General features: G+C 69.9%; 15 protein-coding genes. 11 read left to right on the top strand and 4 right to left on the bottom strand.

Features of this window, described 5'->3' with window-relative positions:
* Positions 1–55: 55 nt before the first annotated feature.
* From nadC to SANBI_RS15695, 5 genes are all read left to right on the top strand, one after another.
* Positions 56–955 (top strand): carboxylating nicotinate-nucleotide diphosphorylase, encoded by a 900-nt coding sequence (nadC, locus tag SANBI_RS15715; protein ID WP_408669765.1) that lies wholly within the window; start codon positions 56–58, stop codon positions 953–955.
* Between the two features lie 103 nt (positions 956–1,058).
* Positions 1,059–2,591, top strand: a complete 1,533-nt coding sequence (gene lysS, locus SANBI_RS15710) for a lysine--tRNA ligase (RefSeq protein WP_319156672.1) — start codon at positions 1,059–1,061, stop codon at positions 2,589–2,591.
* A gap of 43 nt (positions 2,592–2,634) precedes the next feature.
* On the top strand, positions 2,635–2,826 hold the full coding sequence (locus SANBI_RS15705; protein ID WP_319156670.1) for a hypothetical protein: 192 nt from the start codon (positions 2,635–2,637) through the stop codon (positions 2,824–2,826).
* A gap of 94 nt (positions 2,827–2,920) precedes the next feature.
* On the top strand, positions 2,921–3,253 hold the full coding sequence (locus SANBI_RS15700) for a histone-like nucleoid-structuring protein Lsr2 (protein ID WP_056128054.1): 333 nt from the start codon (positions 2,921–2,923) through the stop codon (positions 3,251–3,253).
* A 163-nt stretch (positions 3,254–3,416) separates the two neighbouring features.
* On the top strand, positions 3,417–4,526 hold the full coding sequence (locus SANBI_RS15695) for a lactonase family protein (RefSeq protein ID WP_319156668.1): 1,110 nt from the start codon (positions 3,417–3,419) through the stop codon (positions 4,524–4,526).
* A 148-nt stretch (positions 4,527–4,674) separates the two neighbouring features.
* Here SANBI_RS15695 and SANBI_RS15690 read toward each other — a convergent pair whose 3' ends face one another.
* Together SANBI_RS15690 and SANBI_RS15685 are read right to left on the bottom strand one after the other, a co-directional pair.
* A complete protein-coding gene (locus tag SANBI_RS15690) occupies positions 4,675–5,442 on the bottom strand; it encodes a DeoR/GlpR family DNA-binding transcription regulator (protein ID WP_319156666.1) in 768 nt (255 codons plus the stop codon).
* 56 nt (positions 5,443–5,498) lie between these two features.
* A complete protein-coding gene (locus tag SANBI_RS15685; protein WP_319156665.1) occupies positions 5,499–6,557 on the bottom strand; it encodes a zinc-dependent dehydrogenase in 1,059 nt (352 codons plus the stop codon).
* Positions 6,558–6,752: 195 nt separating this feature from the next.
* Here SANBI_RS15685 and SANBI_RS15680 point away from each other — a divergent pair, with 195 nt between their 5' ends.
* A complete protein-coding gene (locus SANBI_RS15680; RefSeq protein ID WP_319156663.1) occupies positions 6,753–8,816 on the top strand; it encodes a PTS mannitol transporter subunit IICBA in 2,064 nt (687 codons plus the stop codon).
* A 265-nt stretch (positions 8,817–9,081) separates the two neighbouring features.
* Here the strand turns inward: SANBI_RS15680 and SANBI_RS15675 are convergent, their stop codons facing one another.
* A complete protein-coding gene (locus tag SANBI_RS15675) occupies positions 9,082–9,444 on the bottom strand; it encodes a (2Fe-2S)-binding protein (protein WP_319156662.1) in 363 nt (120 codons plus the stop codon).
* 125 nt (positions 9,445–9,569) lie between these two features.
* Between SANBI_RS15675 and mshA the strand changes: the two genes are divergently transcribed.
* Positions 9,570–10,832: a D-inositol-3-phosphate glycosyltransferase gene (gene mshA, locus SANBI_RS15670; RefSeq protein ID WP_319156660.1), complete on the top strand. Its 1,263-nt coding sequence runs from the start codon at positions 9,570–9,572 to the stop codon at positions 10,830–10,832.
* Positions 10,833–10,888: 56 nt separating this feature from the next.
* The gene (locus tag SANBI_RS15665; protein WP_056128076.1) at positions 10,889–11,626 is read left to right on the top strand and encodes a phosphoglyceromutase; all 738 of its coding nucleotides are present in this window, start codon (positions 10,889–10,891) and stop codon (positions 11,624–11,626) included.
* Positions 11,627–11,879: 253 nt separating this feature from the next.
* On the opposite strand, the gene phoU is transcribed toward SANBI_RS15665, so the two are convergent.
* Positions 11,880–12,551, bottom strand: coding sequence for a phosphate signaling complex protein PhoU (gene phoU / locus SANBI_RS15660; RefSeq protein ID WP_056128088.1), 672 nt, complete (start codon positions 12,549–12,551; stop codon positions 11,880–11,882).
* 188 nt (positions 12,552–12,739) lie between these two features.
* Between phoU and SANBI_RS15655 the strand changes: the two genes are divergently transcribed.
* The 3 genes from SANBI_RS15655 (at position 12,740) to SANBI_RS15645 (ending at position 15,907) form a co-directional block, all read left to right on the top strand.
* The gene (locus tag SANBI_RS15655; protein WP_056128090.1) at positions 12,740–13,924 is read left to right on the top strand and encodes a sensor histidine kinase; all 1,185 of its coding nucleotides are present in this window, start codon (positions 12,740–12,742) and stop codon (positions 13,922–13,924) included.
* On the top strand, positions 13,921–14,616 hold the full coding sequence (locus tag SANBI_RS15650) for a response regulator transcription factor (RefSeq protein ID WP_056128092.1): 696 nt from the start codon (positions 13,921–13,923) through the stop codon (positions 14,614–14,616). The genes SANBI_RS15655 and SANBI_RS15650 overlap by 4 nt, the downstream gene beginning before the upstream one ends.
* A 139-nt stretch (positions 14,617–14,755) precedes the next feature.
* On the top strand, positions 14,756–15,907 hold the full coding sequence (locus SANBI_RS15645) for a phosphate ABC transporter substrate-binding protein PstS (RefSeq protein ID WP_319156654.1): 1,152 nt from the start codon (positions 14,756–14,758) through the stop codon (positions 15,905–15,907).
* Positions 15,908–15,967: the final 60 nt, after the last annotated feature.

The raw sequence follows: 15,967 nt of genomic DNA, 5'->3' as shown, positions 1-15,967 counted from the left end.
GAACCAGCCCACCGTCGGCGCCGAGAGCGCCACCGTGCCCACCTCCGCAGCTGCTGTGCAGCCTGCGGTGGTCCCCGGCCTCGACCACGCGTGGGTCGTCGACGTCGTCCGACGGACCCTCAGCGAAGATCTCGGGGGAGACCCCGGCCGCGACGTGACGAGCCAGGCGACCATCGCGGTCTCCTCGGGTGCTGTCGCCCACCTCGTCGCCCGACAGGCCGGTGTGGTCGCCGGGCTGGTCGTCGTGCAGGAGGTCGTCGACCAGGTCTCAGCACGCTTCGGCCTGGGTCAGGTGACCGTCGACCTCGACGTCCAGGACGGAACGCGGGTCGAGGCAGGGCGGCGGCTTGCCGTGCTGACAGGTCCGGTCCAGGTCCTGCTGATGGCCGAGCGATCGCTGCTCAACCTCGCGAGCCGCGCGTCGGGTGTCGCGACCGCGACCCGGGCGTGGGCCGACAGGCTCGACGGGACCGGTGCGACGGTCCTCGACACCCGCAAGACGACACCGGGCCTGCGCGCGCTCGAGAAGTACGCGGTCCGGGCCGGTGGTGGGACCAACAAGCGCATGGGGCTGTACGACGTCGCGATGGTCAAGGACAACCACGTCGTCGCCGCAGGATCGGTGACCGCGGCGGTCGCGGCGGTCCGCGCGGCCTTCCCCGACGTCCTCGTCCAGGTCGAGGCAGACACCCTCGACCAGGCCCTCGAGGCTGTCGCCGCGGGCGTGACCTTCTTGCTGCTCGACAACATGCCCACCGACGTCCTCGCGTCGACTGTCGCAGCGGTCCGGGCGGGTGAGGCGACGACAGGTCGGATCGAGCTCGAGGCCACGGGCAACCTGACGCTCGACCGTGCCGCCGAGGTCGCCCGCACGGGTGTCGACTACATGTCTGTCGGCGGGCTCACGCACTCGGCGCCGATCCTCGACCTCGCGCTCGACCTCGTCGCACGCTGACCATCCCGTCGAGAACCGCCGGGTGACCAGGGTCTCGACCGTGCCCGCTCCTGGAGCCCTCCGCGGCGGTCTGCGGGTCGCGCGGCTCCACTAGGATGGCGGGGTGACTTCTGAGCAGACTCCCGCGCCCGCAGACCCGACCGTGACGACCGGGGAGTCTGACCTCCCCGAGCAGCTGCGGGTGCGTCGCGAGAAGCGCGACAGGCTGCTCGAGCGGGGCGTCGAGGCCTACCCCGTCGAGGTGCCCCGCACCCACACGATCGCGCAGGTCCGCTCTGCGTACGCGCACCTGGAGACCGGGGAGGAGACCGACGACGTCGTCGGTGTCGCCGGGCGTGTCGTGTTCCTGCGCAACTCCGGCAAGCTCTGCTTCGTCTCGCTGCAGGACGGCGAGGGCAACCGCCTCCAGATCATGCTGAGCCTGGCAGCCGTCGGCGAAGAGTCCCTCGCCGCCTTCAAGTCGGACGTCGACCTCGGCGACCACCTGTTCGCGCACGGCCGGGTCGGCAGCTCGCGCCGCGGTGAGCTGAGCATCTTCGCCGACTCCTGGCAGATCGCCGCCAAGGCGCTCCGCCCGCTCCCGGTCCTGCACAAGGACCTCTCCGAGGAGGCCCGCGTCCGCCAGCGCTACGTCGACCTCATCGCGCGCCCGGCTGCCCGTGACGCAGCGCGCCTGCGATCCGGCGTGGTCCGCTCGCTGCGCGAGAACTTCCACGAGCGCGGATTCATGGAGATCGAGACCCCGATGCTCCAGACGATCCACGGTGGCGCGGCTGCGCGCCCGTTCACGACCCACATGAATGCGTTCGACATCGACCTGTTCTTGCGGATCGCGCCCGAGCTGTTCCTCAAGCGGGCCGTCGTGGGCGGTATCGAGCGCGTCTTCGAGATCAACCGGAACTTCCGCAACGAGGGGGCCGACTCGACCCACTCACCCGAGTTCGCGATGCTCGAGGCGTACGAGGCCTACGGCGACTACAACACGATGGCCGTGCTCACCAAGAATCTCGTGCAGAAGGCGGCTCTCGACATGTTCGGGACCACTCTCGTGACACTCGCCTCGGGTGAAGAGTACGAGCTCGGCGGTGACTGGACCGAGCTCACGATGTACGGCTCTCTGTCCGAGGCTGTCGGTGAGGAGATCACCCCGGAGACCTCCGTCGAGAGGCTGACCGCACTTGCTGACGCAGCAGAGATCTCGCTCGACCCCAAGCGCGTGAGCCACGGAAAGCTCGTCGAAGAGCTCTGGGAGCACCACGTGGGTGATTCTCTCTACGCGCCGACCTTCGTCCGTGACTTCCCTGTCGAGACCTCGCCCCTCACCCGCGACCACAGGACGGTTCCCGGCCAGGTCGAGAAGTGGGACCTCTACGTCCGCGGATTCGAGCTCGCGACGGCCTATTCCGAGCTTGTCGACCCGGTGATCCAGCGCGAGCGCTTCGAGGCTCAGGCTATCTTGGCGGCTGCCGGTGACGACGAGGCGATGGTCCTCGACGAGGACTTCCTCACCGCGATGGAGTACGCGATGCCCCCGAGCGGTGGCATGGGGATGGGTGTCGACCGTCTGCTCATGGCGCTCACCGGGCTCGGGATCCGCGAGACGATCCTGTTCCCGCTGGTCAAGCCGCAGCGCTGACGAGGGTGACCGGAACCGTGCAGCACCGTCGTAGGCTGGTCCTGTGAGCACCTTCTGGACTTCTGTCGCCGCCCTCGTCCCCTCGATCGGGGTGGGCGTCCTGTTCTACTTCGCGATGCGATTCATCATTCGCGCCGACAGGAACGAGCGGGCGAATCTTGCACGGCTCGACGCCGAAGAAGATGCGCGCGAGGCCGCTGCCACGGCGTCCAAAGAGCCTGGCGTCGCCCCGTAAATCCTCCGGATATCTGTTCTCCAGTTGACGTGCAATCAGAAATGATGCGAGCATGAAGTCCCCTGCAGTGAAACAGAAGCGTGAGGTATCTCAGATGGCACAGAAGGTCCAGGTAATTCTGGTCGACGACCTCGACGGCGGAACAGCCGACGAGACGGTGACGTTCTCCCTCGACGGCGTCTCCTACGAGATCGACCTCTCGACCGACAACGCGTCGGCATTCCGTGACTCGCTGGCGAGCTGGGTCGGTCACGCACGCAAGGTCGGGCGTTCCGCTGCTCGTCCGGCAAAGCGTTCTACCCGTTCTTCCTCGGGTGGCACGTCCGCGAACGACATCCGCGAGTGGGCTCGTGCCAACGGGCACACCGTGAACGAGCGAGGCCGTATCTCGGCCGAGATCAAGGCTGCCTACGAAGCAGCTCACTGACGTTCTTCGGCGTATGCCGCTGACGCCTCACGGCGCGGTCGGCCAGCGTCGCCCGGCGGTGCGAGGCTCGATCTCGCAGCACCGGTCAGAAGGGCGGTGGACCTCAGGGTCCACCGCCCTTCTGGCGCCTCCGGGAGCGGTGCGGCATCGCTAGGCTGAGGGCGTGACCACGGACACCGCACCCCAGCAGCGACTTCTCGTCGGAACATACCCAGCCTCGGGAGAGCCAGGGTCGGGTGAAGGGATCTGGTCCCTCGAGCTCGACCTCGGTTCCGGGGAGCTCTCAGGAGCCCGGCAGCTGGTCGAGGCCGTGTCACCGTCGTTCCTCGCCCTGAGCCCGGGCCGCGACGTCGTCGTCGCGGTGTCCGAGACCGCCCAGGGGCGCGTACGGACCTTCGCCGTCGACGGAGACGAGCTGGTCGCCACCTCCGACGCCTCGACGGGCGGAGAAGACCCCTGTCATCTCGTCGTGGGTCGAGGTGACGTCCTCGTCGCGAACTACAGCACGGGGAGCCTCGCGGTCCTGCCCACCTCCGCCGACGGGCGGCTCGGTGGATCGGTGGCGACCTTCGCGCACACCGGTTCCGGGCCGGTCCGTGACCGGCAGAGGTCACCCCACGCGCACTTCGTCCTGGAGGTCTCGGAGCGGTTCGTGTGGGTGAGCGACCTCGGCACCGACGAGATCCGCCGCTACCGCAGGACGTCGACACCGGGGGTCCTGGTCGCCGACGGGGTGGCTGTGACCTTCCCGCCCGGCACCGGCCCCCGTCACATTGCGCTGGGGGCCGACGGTACCGCCTTCGTCGTCGGTGAGCTGGACTCCCAGGTGCACGTGGTGCGCACGGCAGCTGACGGGAGCGGCACCCTGGTCGCCAGCCTCCCGGCGTGCTCGACCCCCGCGACCGAGAAGGGCAGCTTCCCCTCGCACATCGCTCTCTCGCAGGACGGCACCCGGCTCTACGTGGCGGTCCGCGGTCCTGACGTCCTGGCAGCCTTCGCGGTCGAGGCTGGCGACGGTGAGGTCCCTGTCGTGCGGCACCTGGCGGACTCACCCTCCGGTGTGGTCTGGCCGCGGCACCACGCCGTCATCAGCTCGTCCGCCGCTCGGGCCGAGGGCGAGGAGCCGGACCGTGGCCCTGTCTGCGACCTCGTCGTGGTCGCCGGGCAGACCTCGGGGGACGTGACAGCGCTCAGGGTCGACCGGGAGACGGGGATCGCCGACCTCGTGTCGTCTGTGCCGCTGCCAGCACCGGCCTGCATCGTGGCGGTCTGACGGTCGCCTGCTCGTCTGCAGGCCTCTCGCCTGCGCGTGACTGAGCCCGTCCCGTACACCACTGGTCCGGTGGCCTGGTGCTCCACAGGCCCCGAGCCCTGGCCTGCCGCGCCCCGCATCGTCCGCCCCGCGTGCTCGGTCACGCTGCTCAGGTGAGGATGACCGCGACGCCGTGCGCACGCAGGGCGCTGACGAGGCTGTCCGGCGCGTCTGCGTCGGTGACGAGGGTGTCGACCTGCGCCAGGCCGGCGAAGCTGACGGTCGCGTCTCGGCCGAGCTTGGTCGAGTCGGCGAGCACCACCACGTGCCTCGCGGCGCGGACCAGAGCGGCCTTGACCGCTGCCTCGTCGGCGTCAGGGGTCGAGAAGCCGTGGTCGACGCTGATGCCGTTCGCGCCGAGGAACGCGACGTCGACCCTGAGCCGTCCGATCGATCGCACGGTCTCGGCGCCGACCGCAGCCTGGGTAGGGGTCCGCACCCTCCCGGGCAGGAGGTGGAGCTGCACGTGCGGCAGGACCGCGACCCGCGACGCGACGGGTACCCCGTGGGTGAACACGGTGAGTCGCGCGTCGCGGGTCAGGAGGGCCGCGAGCCTGCTGGTGGTGCTGCCCGCATCGAGGACGACGCTCCCGCCGGAGTCCGGGAGAAGGTGCGTCGCCGCTCGGGCGATGCGTTCCTTCTCGCCCGCACGTGTCAGGTCTCGCTCGTCCAGCCCGCTCTCGACGACCGTCGGGACGGGCGTGAGGACCGCACCTCCGTGGACACGACGCACGACCCGAGCCGCAGCAAGAGCACTGAGGTCGCGCCGGACCGTCTCTGTCGTGACGGCGAACTCGAGGGCGAGCTCGGCGACGGAGGCCCGTCCAGACGACCTCACGAGATCGGCGATAGCCTGCTGGCGTTCTTCTGCGTACACAGGCCCTCCTCGGTGAGTCTTCTCGTCTGCCTGGCGGGCGATGCCGTCGACCGGACTCAGGGGTTGACGGTCACCTTGATCGCCGTGCCGCTGCGCACCAGGTCGAGGGCGCTGAGTGCGTCCTCGAGGGGGATGCGGTGGGTGATGAGATCGGCGACAGGTACCTGCCCTGTCGAGATGTACTCGAGCGCCCGCTTGTTGTGCTCGGGCGCAGAACCGTTCGCCCCGTGGATGTGCAGCTGGCGGTAGTGGACGACGTTCGAGTCGCAGCCGATCACAGGGTCGGTCTTCGGGAGCCCTCCGAAGAAGGAGATGCGACCGTTGCGTGCAGCCATCGCGATGGCCTGCTCCTGTGCGACCTTCGCTGCCGTCGCGGTGATGACGACATCGGCTCCGCGGCCGCCGGTCAGCTCCATGACGCGGGCGACGACGTCGACCTCGGAGCCGTCGATGACCTCGTCCGGGCGTGCGACGGCCGCAGACATGGTGAGGCGGTCGGCGTTGACGTCGACGAGGTACACGGGCCCGCAGCCGTGGACGCCGCGCGCGACGCGGATGTGCATGCACCCGATCGGGCCGGCGCCGAAGACGACCACGACGTCACCCTTCTCGATGCCGAGCTGCTCCTGGGCGTTGATCGCGCAGGCGAGCGGCTCCGCGGCCGAGGCCTCGTCGAGGGTGATGCCGTCGGGCACGCGGTTGAGGCCGTCGACCTTGAGGACCTGACGGGGGACGACCATGTACTCGGCGAACCCGCCCTCGTACTGGTAGCCCATCGAGGTCTGGTTCTCGCAGACCGCCATCCATCCCCTGCGGCACTCGTAGCAGTCCCCGCACGGCACGGCGGCGATGACCTGGACACGGTCACCGATCTCCCAGTGCTGGTCGAAGGTCGTCGCGACCGCTGAACCCACCTCGACGACCTCGCCGGCGATCTCGTGGCCGATCGTTCGCGGAGGGGTGAGGTTCTGGTGGCCGTTGTGGAAGATCTTGACGTCCGTGCCGCAGGTCGAGCAGCTGCGGACCCGGATCTTGACCTCGTCCGGTCCGCACTCGGGCTCGGGCCGCTCCTCCAGGCGTACATCTTCGGGCGCATAGAAACGTAGAGCCTTCATCGGTCCTCCTCGTGGCGGGTGGGCGCCGACCTCCGAAGGTCGACTTCTGCATCATAACCACAAGATCGGACATGTACGACCTCCGAGGTAGTTGGCATCAGTACCGTTTGTCGGCTTTACTGTGGGGAGTCGTGCTCGACCGCCGTCACTGCCCAGGCAGCCTCGTGCGGCGGCCACCCGTCTCAAGGAGGAGATATGCCCGAAGACCTCGACCTGCGCCCTGCCAGGGGAGGAGTGAGGGTCACCGTGCAGAAGCTCGGGACCGCGCTCTCGACGATGGTGCTGCCCAACATCGGTGCCTTCATCGCCTGGGGGCTCATCACCGCGCTCTTCATCGAGACCGGGTGGGTGACGCTCGTCGGAGACGCCCTCGGCTACGACGGCGGCTACGGCCTCGTCGAGCACTTCGGCGGGTGGGGAGCCGGGGCGGAGGGCACGGGGATCGTCGGACCGATGATCAGCTATCTGCTGCCGATCCTCATCGGCTACGCGGGTGGCCGGATGGTCTACGACGACACGGTCCGCGGCGGCGTCGTCGGAGCCATCGCGACGATCGGTGCGGTCACCGGCGCCGACGTGCCGATGTTCCTCGGCGCGATGGTCATGGGGCCGCTCGGCGGCTGGTCGATGAAGCGCCTCGACCTGCTCTGGCAGGACAAGATCCGACCCGGCTTCGAGATGCTCGTCAACAACTTCGCCGCAGGCATCTGGGGCATGGTGCTCGCCATCGTCGGCTACGTGGTCGCAGGACCGTTCGTCGAGGCCTTCTCCACGGCCGCCGAGAAGGTCGTCGACTTCCTGGTCGATAACAGCCTCCTGCCGCTCACCTCGGTCTTCGTCGAGCCGGCCAAGGTGCTGTTCCTCAACAACGCGATCAACCACGGGGTCTTCACCCCGCTCGGCACGGCTGAGGCGACCCGTGACGGCGAGTCGATCTTGTTCCTCATCGAGGCGAACCCGGGTCCGGGCCTGGGGCTGCTCCTCGCCTTCGCGGTCTTCGGCTCAGGTGTCGCGCGCGCCTCCGCGCCCGGCGCCGCGATCATCTCCTTCGTCGGGGGGATCCACGAGATCTACTTCCCGTACGTCCTGATGAAGCCGAAGCTCATCCTGGCTGTCGTCGCCGGCGGCATGGCAGGCGTCGCCACCAACCTGGTCTTCGGGTCAGGATTGCGTGCCCCGGCTGCTCCAGGCTCGATCATCGCGGTGCTCATCCAGTCACCCGTGGGCAGCCTGGTCGGGGTCATCGCCTCTGTGGTCGCCGCCACGGGTGTGACCTTCGCCGTGGCCGCGGTGCTGCTCAGGCTCGACAGGTCAGGTTCTGACGACCTCGCCGCAGCCACCGCAGACATGGAGTCGAGGAAGGGCCGGTCGTCAGTCGCCTCTGCTGTGCTCGGACGCACCCCGGCTGCACCGACAGGCACCGGTCAGATCCGGAGCATCGTCTTCGCCTGCGACGCCGGGATGGGGTCTTCGGCGATGGGCGCCTCCGTGCTGCGCAAGAAGGTCCGGGAGGCGGGCTTCGACTCGGTCACGGTCGTCAACAAGGCGATCTCCAGCCTCACCGACACCGTCGACCTGGTCGTCACGCACCAAGACCTCACCGAGCGCGCGATGCAACGCACCCCGAGCGCGATCCACGTGTCCGTCGACAGCTTCATGGCGAGCCCGCGGTACGACGACGTGGTGGAGATGCTCCGGCAGGGGGCGGCCGGTGCAGGCTCGCCGGCGCCGGCACCCTCGACGGGGATCACCGACGAGGCTGGGCCGACCACCGGACGTGACGGGTCACGGCACACCGACGACACGTCCAGGGTCTCCGCCCCGGCCGTGCTCGCTCTCGACTCGATCGTCCTGGAGGGCCGGGCGGCCACCCGAGACGCGGCGATCGAGGAAGCAGGACAGCTGCTGGTCGCCGAAGGTGCTGTGCCAGACGCCTACGTGCTCGCGATGCACGACCGGGAGCGCTCTGTCTCGACCTACATGGGCAACGGCCTGGCAATCCCGCACGGGACAGACGAGGCGAAGAGGCTCGTGCTGCGCACGGCGATCTCCTACGTGAGGTACCCCGCGAGCGTGACGTGGGACGGCGAGCGGCGTGCCGAGTTCGTCGTCGCTGTCGCCGGGACGGGGGACGACCATCTCCGCGTGCTGTCCAGGCTCGCGAAGATCTTCGTGGACCCCGAGCAGGTGGAACAGCTGCGCCTGGCCCAGACCCCGGAGCAGGTGCACGCGCTGCTCGACGGTGTGAGGCCCGGCTAGACCAGCAGAAGACCAGGTGCCCCGCGCTCGCTGAGCCGCGTGTCACCTGGTCTTCTGGTCGGCACCGGCACCGGCACCGGCACCGGCACCGGCACCGGCACCGGCAGCCGCACCGGCACCGACAGCCGCGCCGGCACCCGAGGTCGTGGGGGCCGGCGCTCGTTCCGATGCGCAGAGCTGCGTGCGCGCCGTCGCTCGAGCAGGCAGAGACCCGCAGAGAAGGACTCAGCAGCCGCCGCGAAGGTTCAGCAGCCGCCGCGAAGGTTCAGCAGCCGCCGCGGCGGGCGAGGGCGACCTCGACGAGGCCGGCCACCGTGGGCAGGCACGAGCCGCAACCTCCGCCGGCACGGGTGAGGACCTGGACGTCGTCGAGGCTGGAGCAGGCACCGCCGCAGACGACACCACGGATCTCACCAGCGCTGACGTTGTTGCACGAGCACACGAGGGTGTCGTCGGTGATCGCGTCGCAGGCCTCCGCGTCGAGCGGGACCACGGGGACGGCGTCTGCCGGGGTCTCGTCGAGCATGAGACGCAAGGCCGCCAACGGGTCCAGGGTGCCCGAGGTGACAGGTGCGCCAGAGACGACAGGGGTGTCAGCAGCGGGGTGGGTCGGTGCCTGGTTCTCCATGCCTCCATCGTCCCGGACAGGCTGTCAGATCAGGTGGGACCTTAGGCCTCGCGCGCTCGCGTGAGCGGCGCGGCGGAGCGGCCCGCGCGATGGCAGACTGGTGGGATGGCAGAACGCAGGTGCACATGAGCAGCGACACCCTCCGGGTGGCGATGCTCTCCGTGCACACCTCCCCGCTCGAGCAGCCCGGCACGGGCGACGCCGGTGGCATGAACGTCTACGTCACCGAGCTGTCCCGTGCGCTCGCCGCGAGCGGTGCGGAGGTCGAGATCTTCACGCGGCGCACCTCGTCCGCGCAGCCTGCCGTCGTCGAGGTGGGTGAGGGGATCCTCGTCAGGCACATCACGGCCGGGCCCTTCGAAGGGCTCGACAAGAACGACCTCCCCGGGCAGCTCTGCTACTTCTCCGCGGGTGTCCTGCGGACCGAGGCGGCGCGGACCGAGGGCTGGTACGACGTCGTCCACTCGCACTACTGGTTGTCCGGCCAGGCAGGGATGCTCGCGGCCGACCGCTGGAACGTCCCTCTCGTGCACTCGATGCACACGATGGCCCTCGTGAAGAACGGGGCCCTCGCCCCGGGTGACCAGCCCGAGCCCTCGGGCCGCGTGATCGGCGAGGAGCAGGTCGTCGAGGTCGCCGACGCCCTCGTCGCCAACACGGCGGCCGAGGCCGAAGACCTCGTGTCGCACTACGCGGCCGACCCGACCCGGGTGCACGTGGTCAGCCCGGGGGTCGACCTCGAGACCTTCAGCCCGCACGGCCCTGCGGGGAGCGACGGAGCGCGGCCCTCACCCGCCGCTGAGCGTGCCGCGCTCGGTCTCCCTCTCGACCGCAAGGTCGTGGTCTTCGCAGGTCGGGTCCAGCTGCTCAAGGCGCCCGACGTCCTCGTCAGGGCCCTCGGTGTCATGGCCGACCACGGCGAAGACCTGCCCCTGCTCGTCGTCCTCGGGGGAGCGAGCGGCCGGCCGACGGCGCTGCGCGAGCTCGAGGCGCTCGCCTACCAGGTGGGCGTGAGCGAGGACGTGCTGTTCCACCCTGCCGTCTCCAGGGCTGAGCTGGCCCGCTGGTTCCGGTGCGCCGACCTCGTCGCCGTGCCCTCGCGCAGCGAGTCCTTCGGGCTGGTCGCCGTGGAGGCCCAGGCCTGCGGGACCCCTGTCGTGGCCGCCGACGTGGGCGGGCTGCGGACTGCTGTCCAGGACGGACGGTCCGGTGTGCTGGTGCCCGACCACGACCCGCACCTGTGGGCGGCGGTCCTGCGCGACCTCCTGCGGGACCCGGAGCGGCTCGCTGCGCTGTCGCGCGGAGCGGTCGAGGTGGCGGCAGGCTTCAGCTGGGAGACGACCGCCGAGCAGACCATCAAGGTCTACGAGCAGTCGCGCAGGGCCTGACGTCCACGGGCCGAAGGGCCCGAGCACCTGTCGCCGAGATGCGGCAGGATGGACTCATGACATACACCCTTGTGCTGCTCCGCCACGGCGAGAGCGAGTGGAACGCGAAGAACCTGTTCACCGGCTGGGTGGACGTGAACCTGTCCGAGAAGGGCGTCGCCGAGGCCAAGCGCGGCGGCAAGATGCTCACCGACGCCGGGATCCTCCCCGACGTCGTGCACACCTCCCTGCTGCGCCGCGCGATCACGACCGCGAACCTTGCGCTCGACGCCGCCGACCGTCACTGGATCCCGGTCAAGCGCAGCTGGCGCCTCAACGAGCGCCACTACGGTGCGCTCCAGGGCAAGGACAAGAAGCAGACGCTCGCCGAGTTCGGCGAAGAGCAGTTCATGCTGTGGCGCCGCTCCTTCGACGTCCCGCCGCCCGCGATCGAGCTCGGCTCTGAGTTCTCGCAGGACACCGACCCCCGCTACGCCGACGCCCCCGTCGTCGCGACCGAGTGCCTCAAGGACGTCCTCGAGCGCGCCCTCCCGTACTGGGACGGCGAGGTCGTGAGCGACCTCCGCGCCGGCAAGACCGTCCTGGTCGCCGCGCACGGCAACTCGCTCCGCGCGATCGTCAAGCACCTCGACGGCATCTCGGACGAGGACATCGCCGGCCTCAACATCCCGACCGGCATCCCGCTCGTCTACGAGCTGGACGAGAACTTCGTGCCGACCGTCAAGGGCGGCACGTACCTCGACCCCGACGCCGCAGCCGCTGCTGTCGCCGCGGTCGCCAACCAGGGTCGCTGACCCTCGAGCAGGCCAGGGTCGCTGACCTTCCAGCAGGCCAGGGCCGCTGACCCTCGAGCACGCCCTCCGGGGCCGGTCCACGGACCGGCCCCGGACGCACAGACAGGTGTGGGCGCCTTCCCCGCGGGGAAGGCGCCCACACCTGTCTGTGTCGACGGCCGCGCCTGAGCGTGTCCGTCAGCGCGCAGGACGATCAGCGCAGCTCGGTCGGCTCAGCGCAGGACGATCAGCGCAGCTCGACCCAGCCCGCGGGTCAGGACGCTGTCGCCGGGCGTCCGCGTTCCTCGGCGAAGTCACCGGTGACGAGGTACACCACGCGGCGCGCGACAGAGACACCGTGGTCGCCGAAGCGCTCGTAGTAGCGGCCGACGAGCGTGACGTCGACGGTCTCCTGCGTGGTGCCGTCCCACGAGTCGGAGAACAGCGACTGGAACGTGTCCTGGTGCAGCTGGTCGAGCAGGTCGTCGTCACGCTGGATGTTGCTCGCGACCTCGAGGTCGCGCGTGGTGAGCAGCGTCGTGGTGCGGCGGGCGACGCGGGTCGCGGCGTCCTGCATCGCTGCGAAGGTGCCCTCGACCAGCGGCGACATCGCGTGCTGCGGGAAGCGTCCGCGGGCCACCTGCGCGATGTGCCGTGCGAGGTCGCCCATCCGCTCGAGCGACGCGCTCATGCGCAGCGCGGACACGACGACCCGCAGGTCGGTCGCGACGGGCTGCTGCTGGGCAAGGAGCAGCACGCAGCGCTCGTCCAGGTCTCGCTCGAGCTGGTCGATCCGGCGGTCGTCGGCGATGACCGACTGCGCCAGCTGCAGGTCGGCAGTGAGGAGCGCGACCCCAGCCCTGCTGATCGCTGACTCGACCAGCCGGCTCATGTCGGCCAGGTCGTCACCGATCTGCTGGAGCTCGGCTTCGAAGATCTCACGCATGTCGTCCCTCTCGTGGTGTGATGGACCACGGTCCCAAGCCCAGGTGTGGCCGCGGGGTCCGACGGGTGAACGCGCCGGAGCCGCAAGATGAACACTGCGTGACGCGCCGGCTCGCGAACCGCAGGATCTAGCCCTCCGTGCCGACGCGGCGCACCGAGAACCCCGCGACCTGACCGTACCCTGAGCACGTGGATGGGTACGAGGTCGTCGTCGTAGGGCTGCTCGGTCTGCTGACCGGGCTGATCGCTGCGCTCGCGTTCCGCTTCAGCGAGCACCAGCAGCGCACCGTGCCGGAGCAAGAGCCGGGTGAGCTGGATGCCGGGGTGGTCCGGGTGCTCGCCGTGCTGCGCTCTGCCGCGATCGTGCTCGGCCCCGACGACAGGGTCGTCCGGGCGAGCGCCCCGGCCTACGCGCTCGGGGTCGTCCGGGACGACGCGATCGTGCACGCCGCGATCCGCGACATGATCGCCTCGGTCCGTCGGGACGGGGTGATCGCCGACGACGAGCTCGAGCTGCCGCGCGGCCCGATCGGCCGAGGACGCGTCATGCTCCAGGTCCGGGTCGCCAACCTCGACAGCAACCACGTCGTCGTCCTCGCGGAGGACCGCACCGAGGCGCGCCGCATCGAGGCGATCCGCCGTGACTTCACGGTCAACGTCTCGCACGAGCTCAAGACCCCTGTCGGTGCGATCGCGCTCCTCGCCGAGACCATGCAGGACGCCGCAGACGACCCCGACGCCGTCAGGCACTTCGCCGGGCGCATGCAGAAGGAGTCCATGCGCCTCGGTGCGCTCGTCCACGAGATCATCGAGCTGTCCAGGCTGCAGGTCGCCGGTGCGCTCCAGGAGGTCGGGGTGATCTGCGTCGACGACGTCGTGCGCGAGTCGGCCGACAGGTCCCGGGTCGTCGCGCAGGCGAAGGAGGTCACCCTCACCGTCGGCGAGGACACCGGCCTGACCGTCTACGGGGACCACGCGCTGCTCGTCACCGCAGTCCGCAACCTCCTCGACAACGCCGTGGCCTACTCGGACGCCGGGACGCGCGTCGGCATCGGGGTGTCCTCCCACGACGGGCTCGTCGAGATCGCCGTCGTCGACCAGGGGATCGGCATCTCCGAGGCTGAGCAGAGCCGGGTCTTCGAGCGCTTCTACAGGGTCGACCCCGCACGCTCCCGCGACACCGGCGGCACAGGCCTCGGCCTGAGCATCGTCAAGCACGTCGCCGCCGACCACGGCGGAGACGTGAGCATCTGGTCCGAACCGGGCCGGGGCTCGACCTTCACGCTGCGGATCCCCGCGGCACACGTCCCGGCGACTGCCGAGACGTCGACGGCCGGCGACGCCGGCACCCCGGACAAGGAGGTGGATGCGTGACCCGCATCCTGGTGGTCGAGGACGAAGAGTCCTACCGCGAGCCGCTCACGTACCAGCTGACCCGCGAGGGCTACGACGTCGTGGCGGTCGCCGACGGCACGGCGGCCCTCGCCGCCTACGACGACGGCGGCGCGGACCTCGTGCTGCTCGACCTCATGCTGCCCGGGCTCTCGGGCACCGAGGTGTGCCGCGAGCTCCGTCAGCGCGGCGACGTCCCGGTGATCATGCTGACCGCCAAGGACGGTGAGATCGACAAGGTCGTGGGACTCGAGCTCGGGGCCGACGACTACGTGACCAAGCCGTACTCCTTCCGCGAGCTCCTCGCCCGGGTGCGCGCGGTCCTGCGCCGCAGGCAGCCTGCCTCGACCGTCGAGGACGAGGACTCCCCGGAGCTCTTCGGTGCTGGTCCGGTCCAGATGGACGTCGACCGCCACGTCGTCACCGTGCGCGGCGAGCTCGTCTCCCTCCCGCTCAAGGAGTTCGACCTCCTCGAGTTCTTGCTGCGCAACGCGGGGCGGGTGCTCACCCGGGGTCAGCTCATCGACAGGGTCTGGGGCTCGGACTACGTGGGGGACACCAAGACCCTCGACGTGCACGTCAAGCGTCTGCGCGCCAAGATCGAGGTCGACCCGGCCTCGCCCGAGCTCCTCCAGACCGTCCGGGGCCTGGGCTACAAGCTCGTCGACGACTGACCGCTACGACGCGTCGCAGACGGGGCGAGTGTGGTCGCACTGTTCACCTCCCGTTCACCCGGGCACCCTCCTCGCGTCATCCTCGGTCCTTAGCGTCTGTCTCGTCAGCAGAACAGACTGCAGACCACAGACTTTGAGGATGGGTAAGACAGTGAAGCGTGTGAACAACCGCAACCTCGCCGCCGTCGTGCTGGCCGGGGCGCTCGCCGCGACCCTCGCCGCCTGCGGCGCCGACGCCACGACGCCCGCCGCGACCGGCTCCGCCGGTGACGGTGCCTCCTCCGACGCCGCGACGGACCTCTCCGGCAACCTCGCCGGAGCGGGCGCGAGCTCGCAGGAGAAGGCCATGGGTGGCTGGATGGCCACCTTCACGCAGACCGCACCGGACGTGGCTGTCAGCTACGACGCCGTCGGCTCGGGCGGTGGCCGCGAGCAGTTCCTCTCCGGCGGCGTGCTCTTCGCCGGCTCGGACGCCGCTCTCAAGCCCGAAGAGGTCACCTCCGCGCAGGAGCGCTGCTTCGGCGGCGAGGCCATCGAGCTCCCGCTGTACATCAGCCCCATCGCGGTCGTCTACAACCTCCCGGGCGTCGACACCGACAACATCCAGATGTCCGCCAAGACCATCGCGAACATCTTCAACGGCACCATCACCTCGTGGAACGACCCCGCGATCGCGGCCGAGAACGAGGGCGTCGAGCTCCCGGACACGGCGATCATCCCGGTCAACCGCAACGACGAGTCGGGCACCACCGAGAACTTCACCGAGTACCTCTCGGCGGCGTCTGAGGGTGCCTGGACCTACGAGCCGAGCGGCGACTGGCCCATCTCGGGCACGCAGTCCGGCTCCAAGACCTCGGGCCTCATCGACACCGTCACCGGTGCCGAGGGTGCGATCGGCTACGCCGACGCCTCGCAGGCCGGAGACCTCGGGACCGTCGCCCTCAAGGTCGGCGAAGAGTACGTGCCGTTCTCGCCCGAGGCTGCGGCCAAGGTCGTCGACGCCTCGCCGCGTGCCGAGGACGCGACCGACAACCGTCTGGTCGTCGAGCTCGACCGCACCACCACCGAGGCCGGCGCCTACCCGCTCGTCCTCATCTCGTACTCGGTCGCCTGCTCGCAGTACGACAACGAGTCGGACGCCGCGAACGTGCGTGCCTTCTTCAACTACATCGCGAGCGAAGAGGGTCAGGCTGTCGCCGCTGACCCGAGCGTCGCGGGCTCGGCCCCGATCTCGGACACCCTCCGCGAAGAGGTCCTGGCAGCAGTCGACACGATCACCGTCGCCGGCTGACCAGCGCTGACCCACAGGCCGCGTCCGGTGCGAACCGGACGCGGCCACGGTGCGCTCAGG

Source organism: Sanguibacter biliveldensis (assembly GCF_033798665.1).
Classification (GTDB): domain Bacteria; phylum Actinomycetota; class Actinomycetes; order Actinomycetales; family Cellulomonadaceae; genus Sanguibacter; species Sanguibacter inulinus.
The sequence above is the reverse complement of the archived record's forward strand: the minus strand, read 5'-3'. Positions and strand labels throughout refer to the sequence as shown.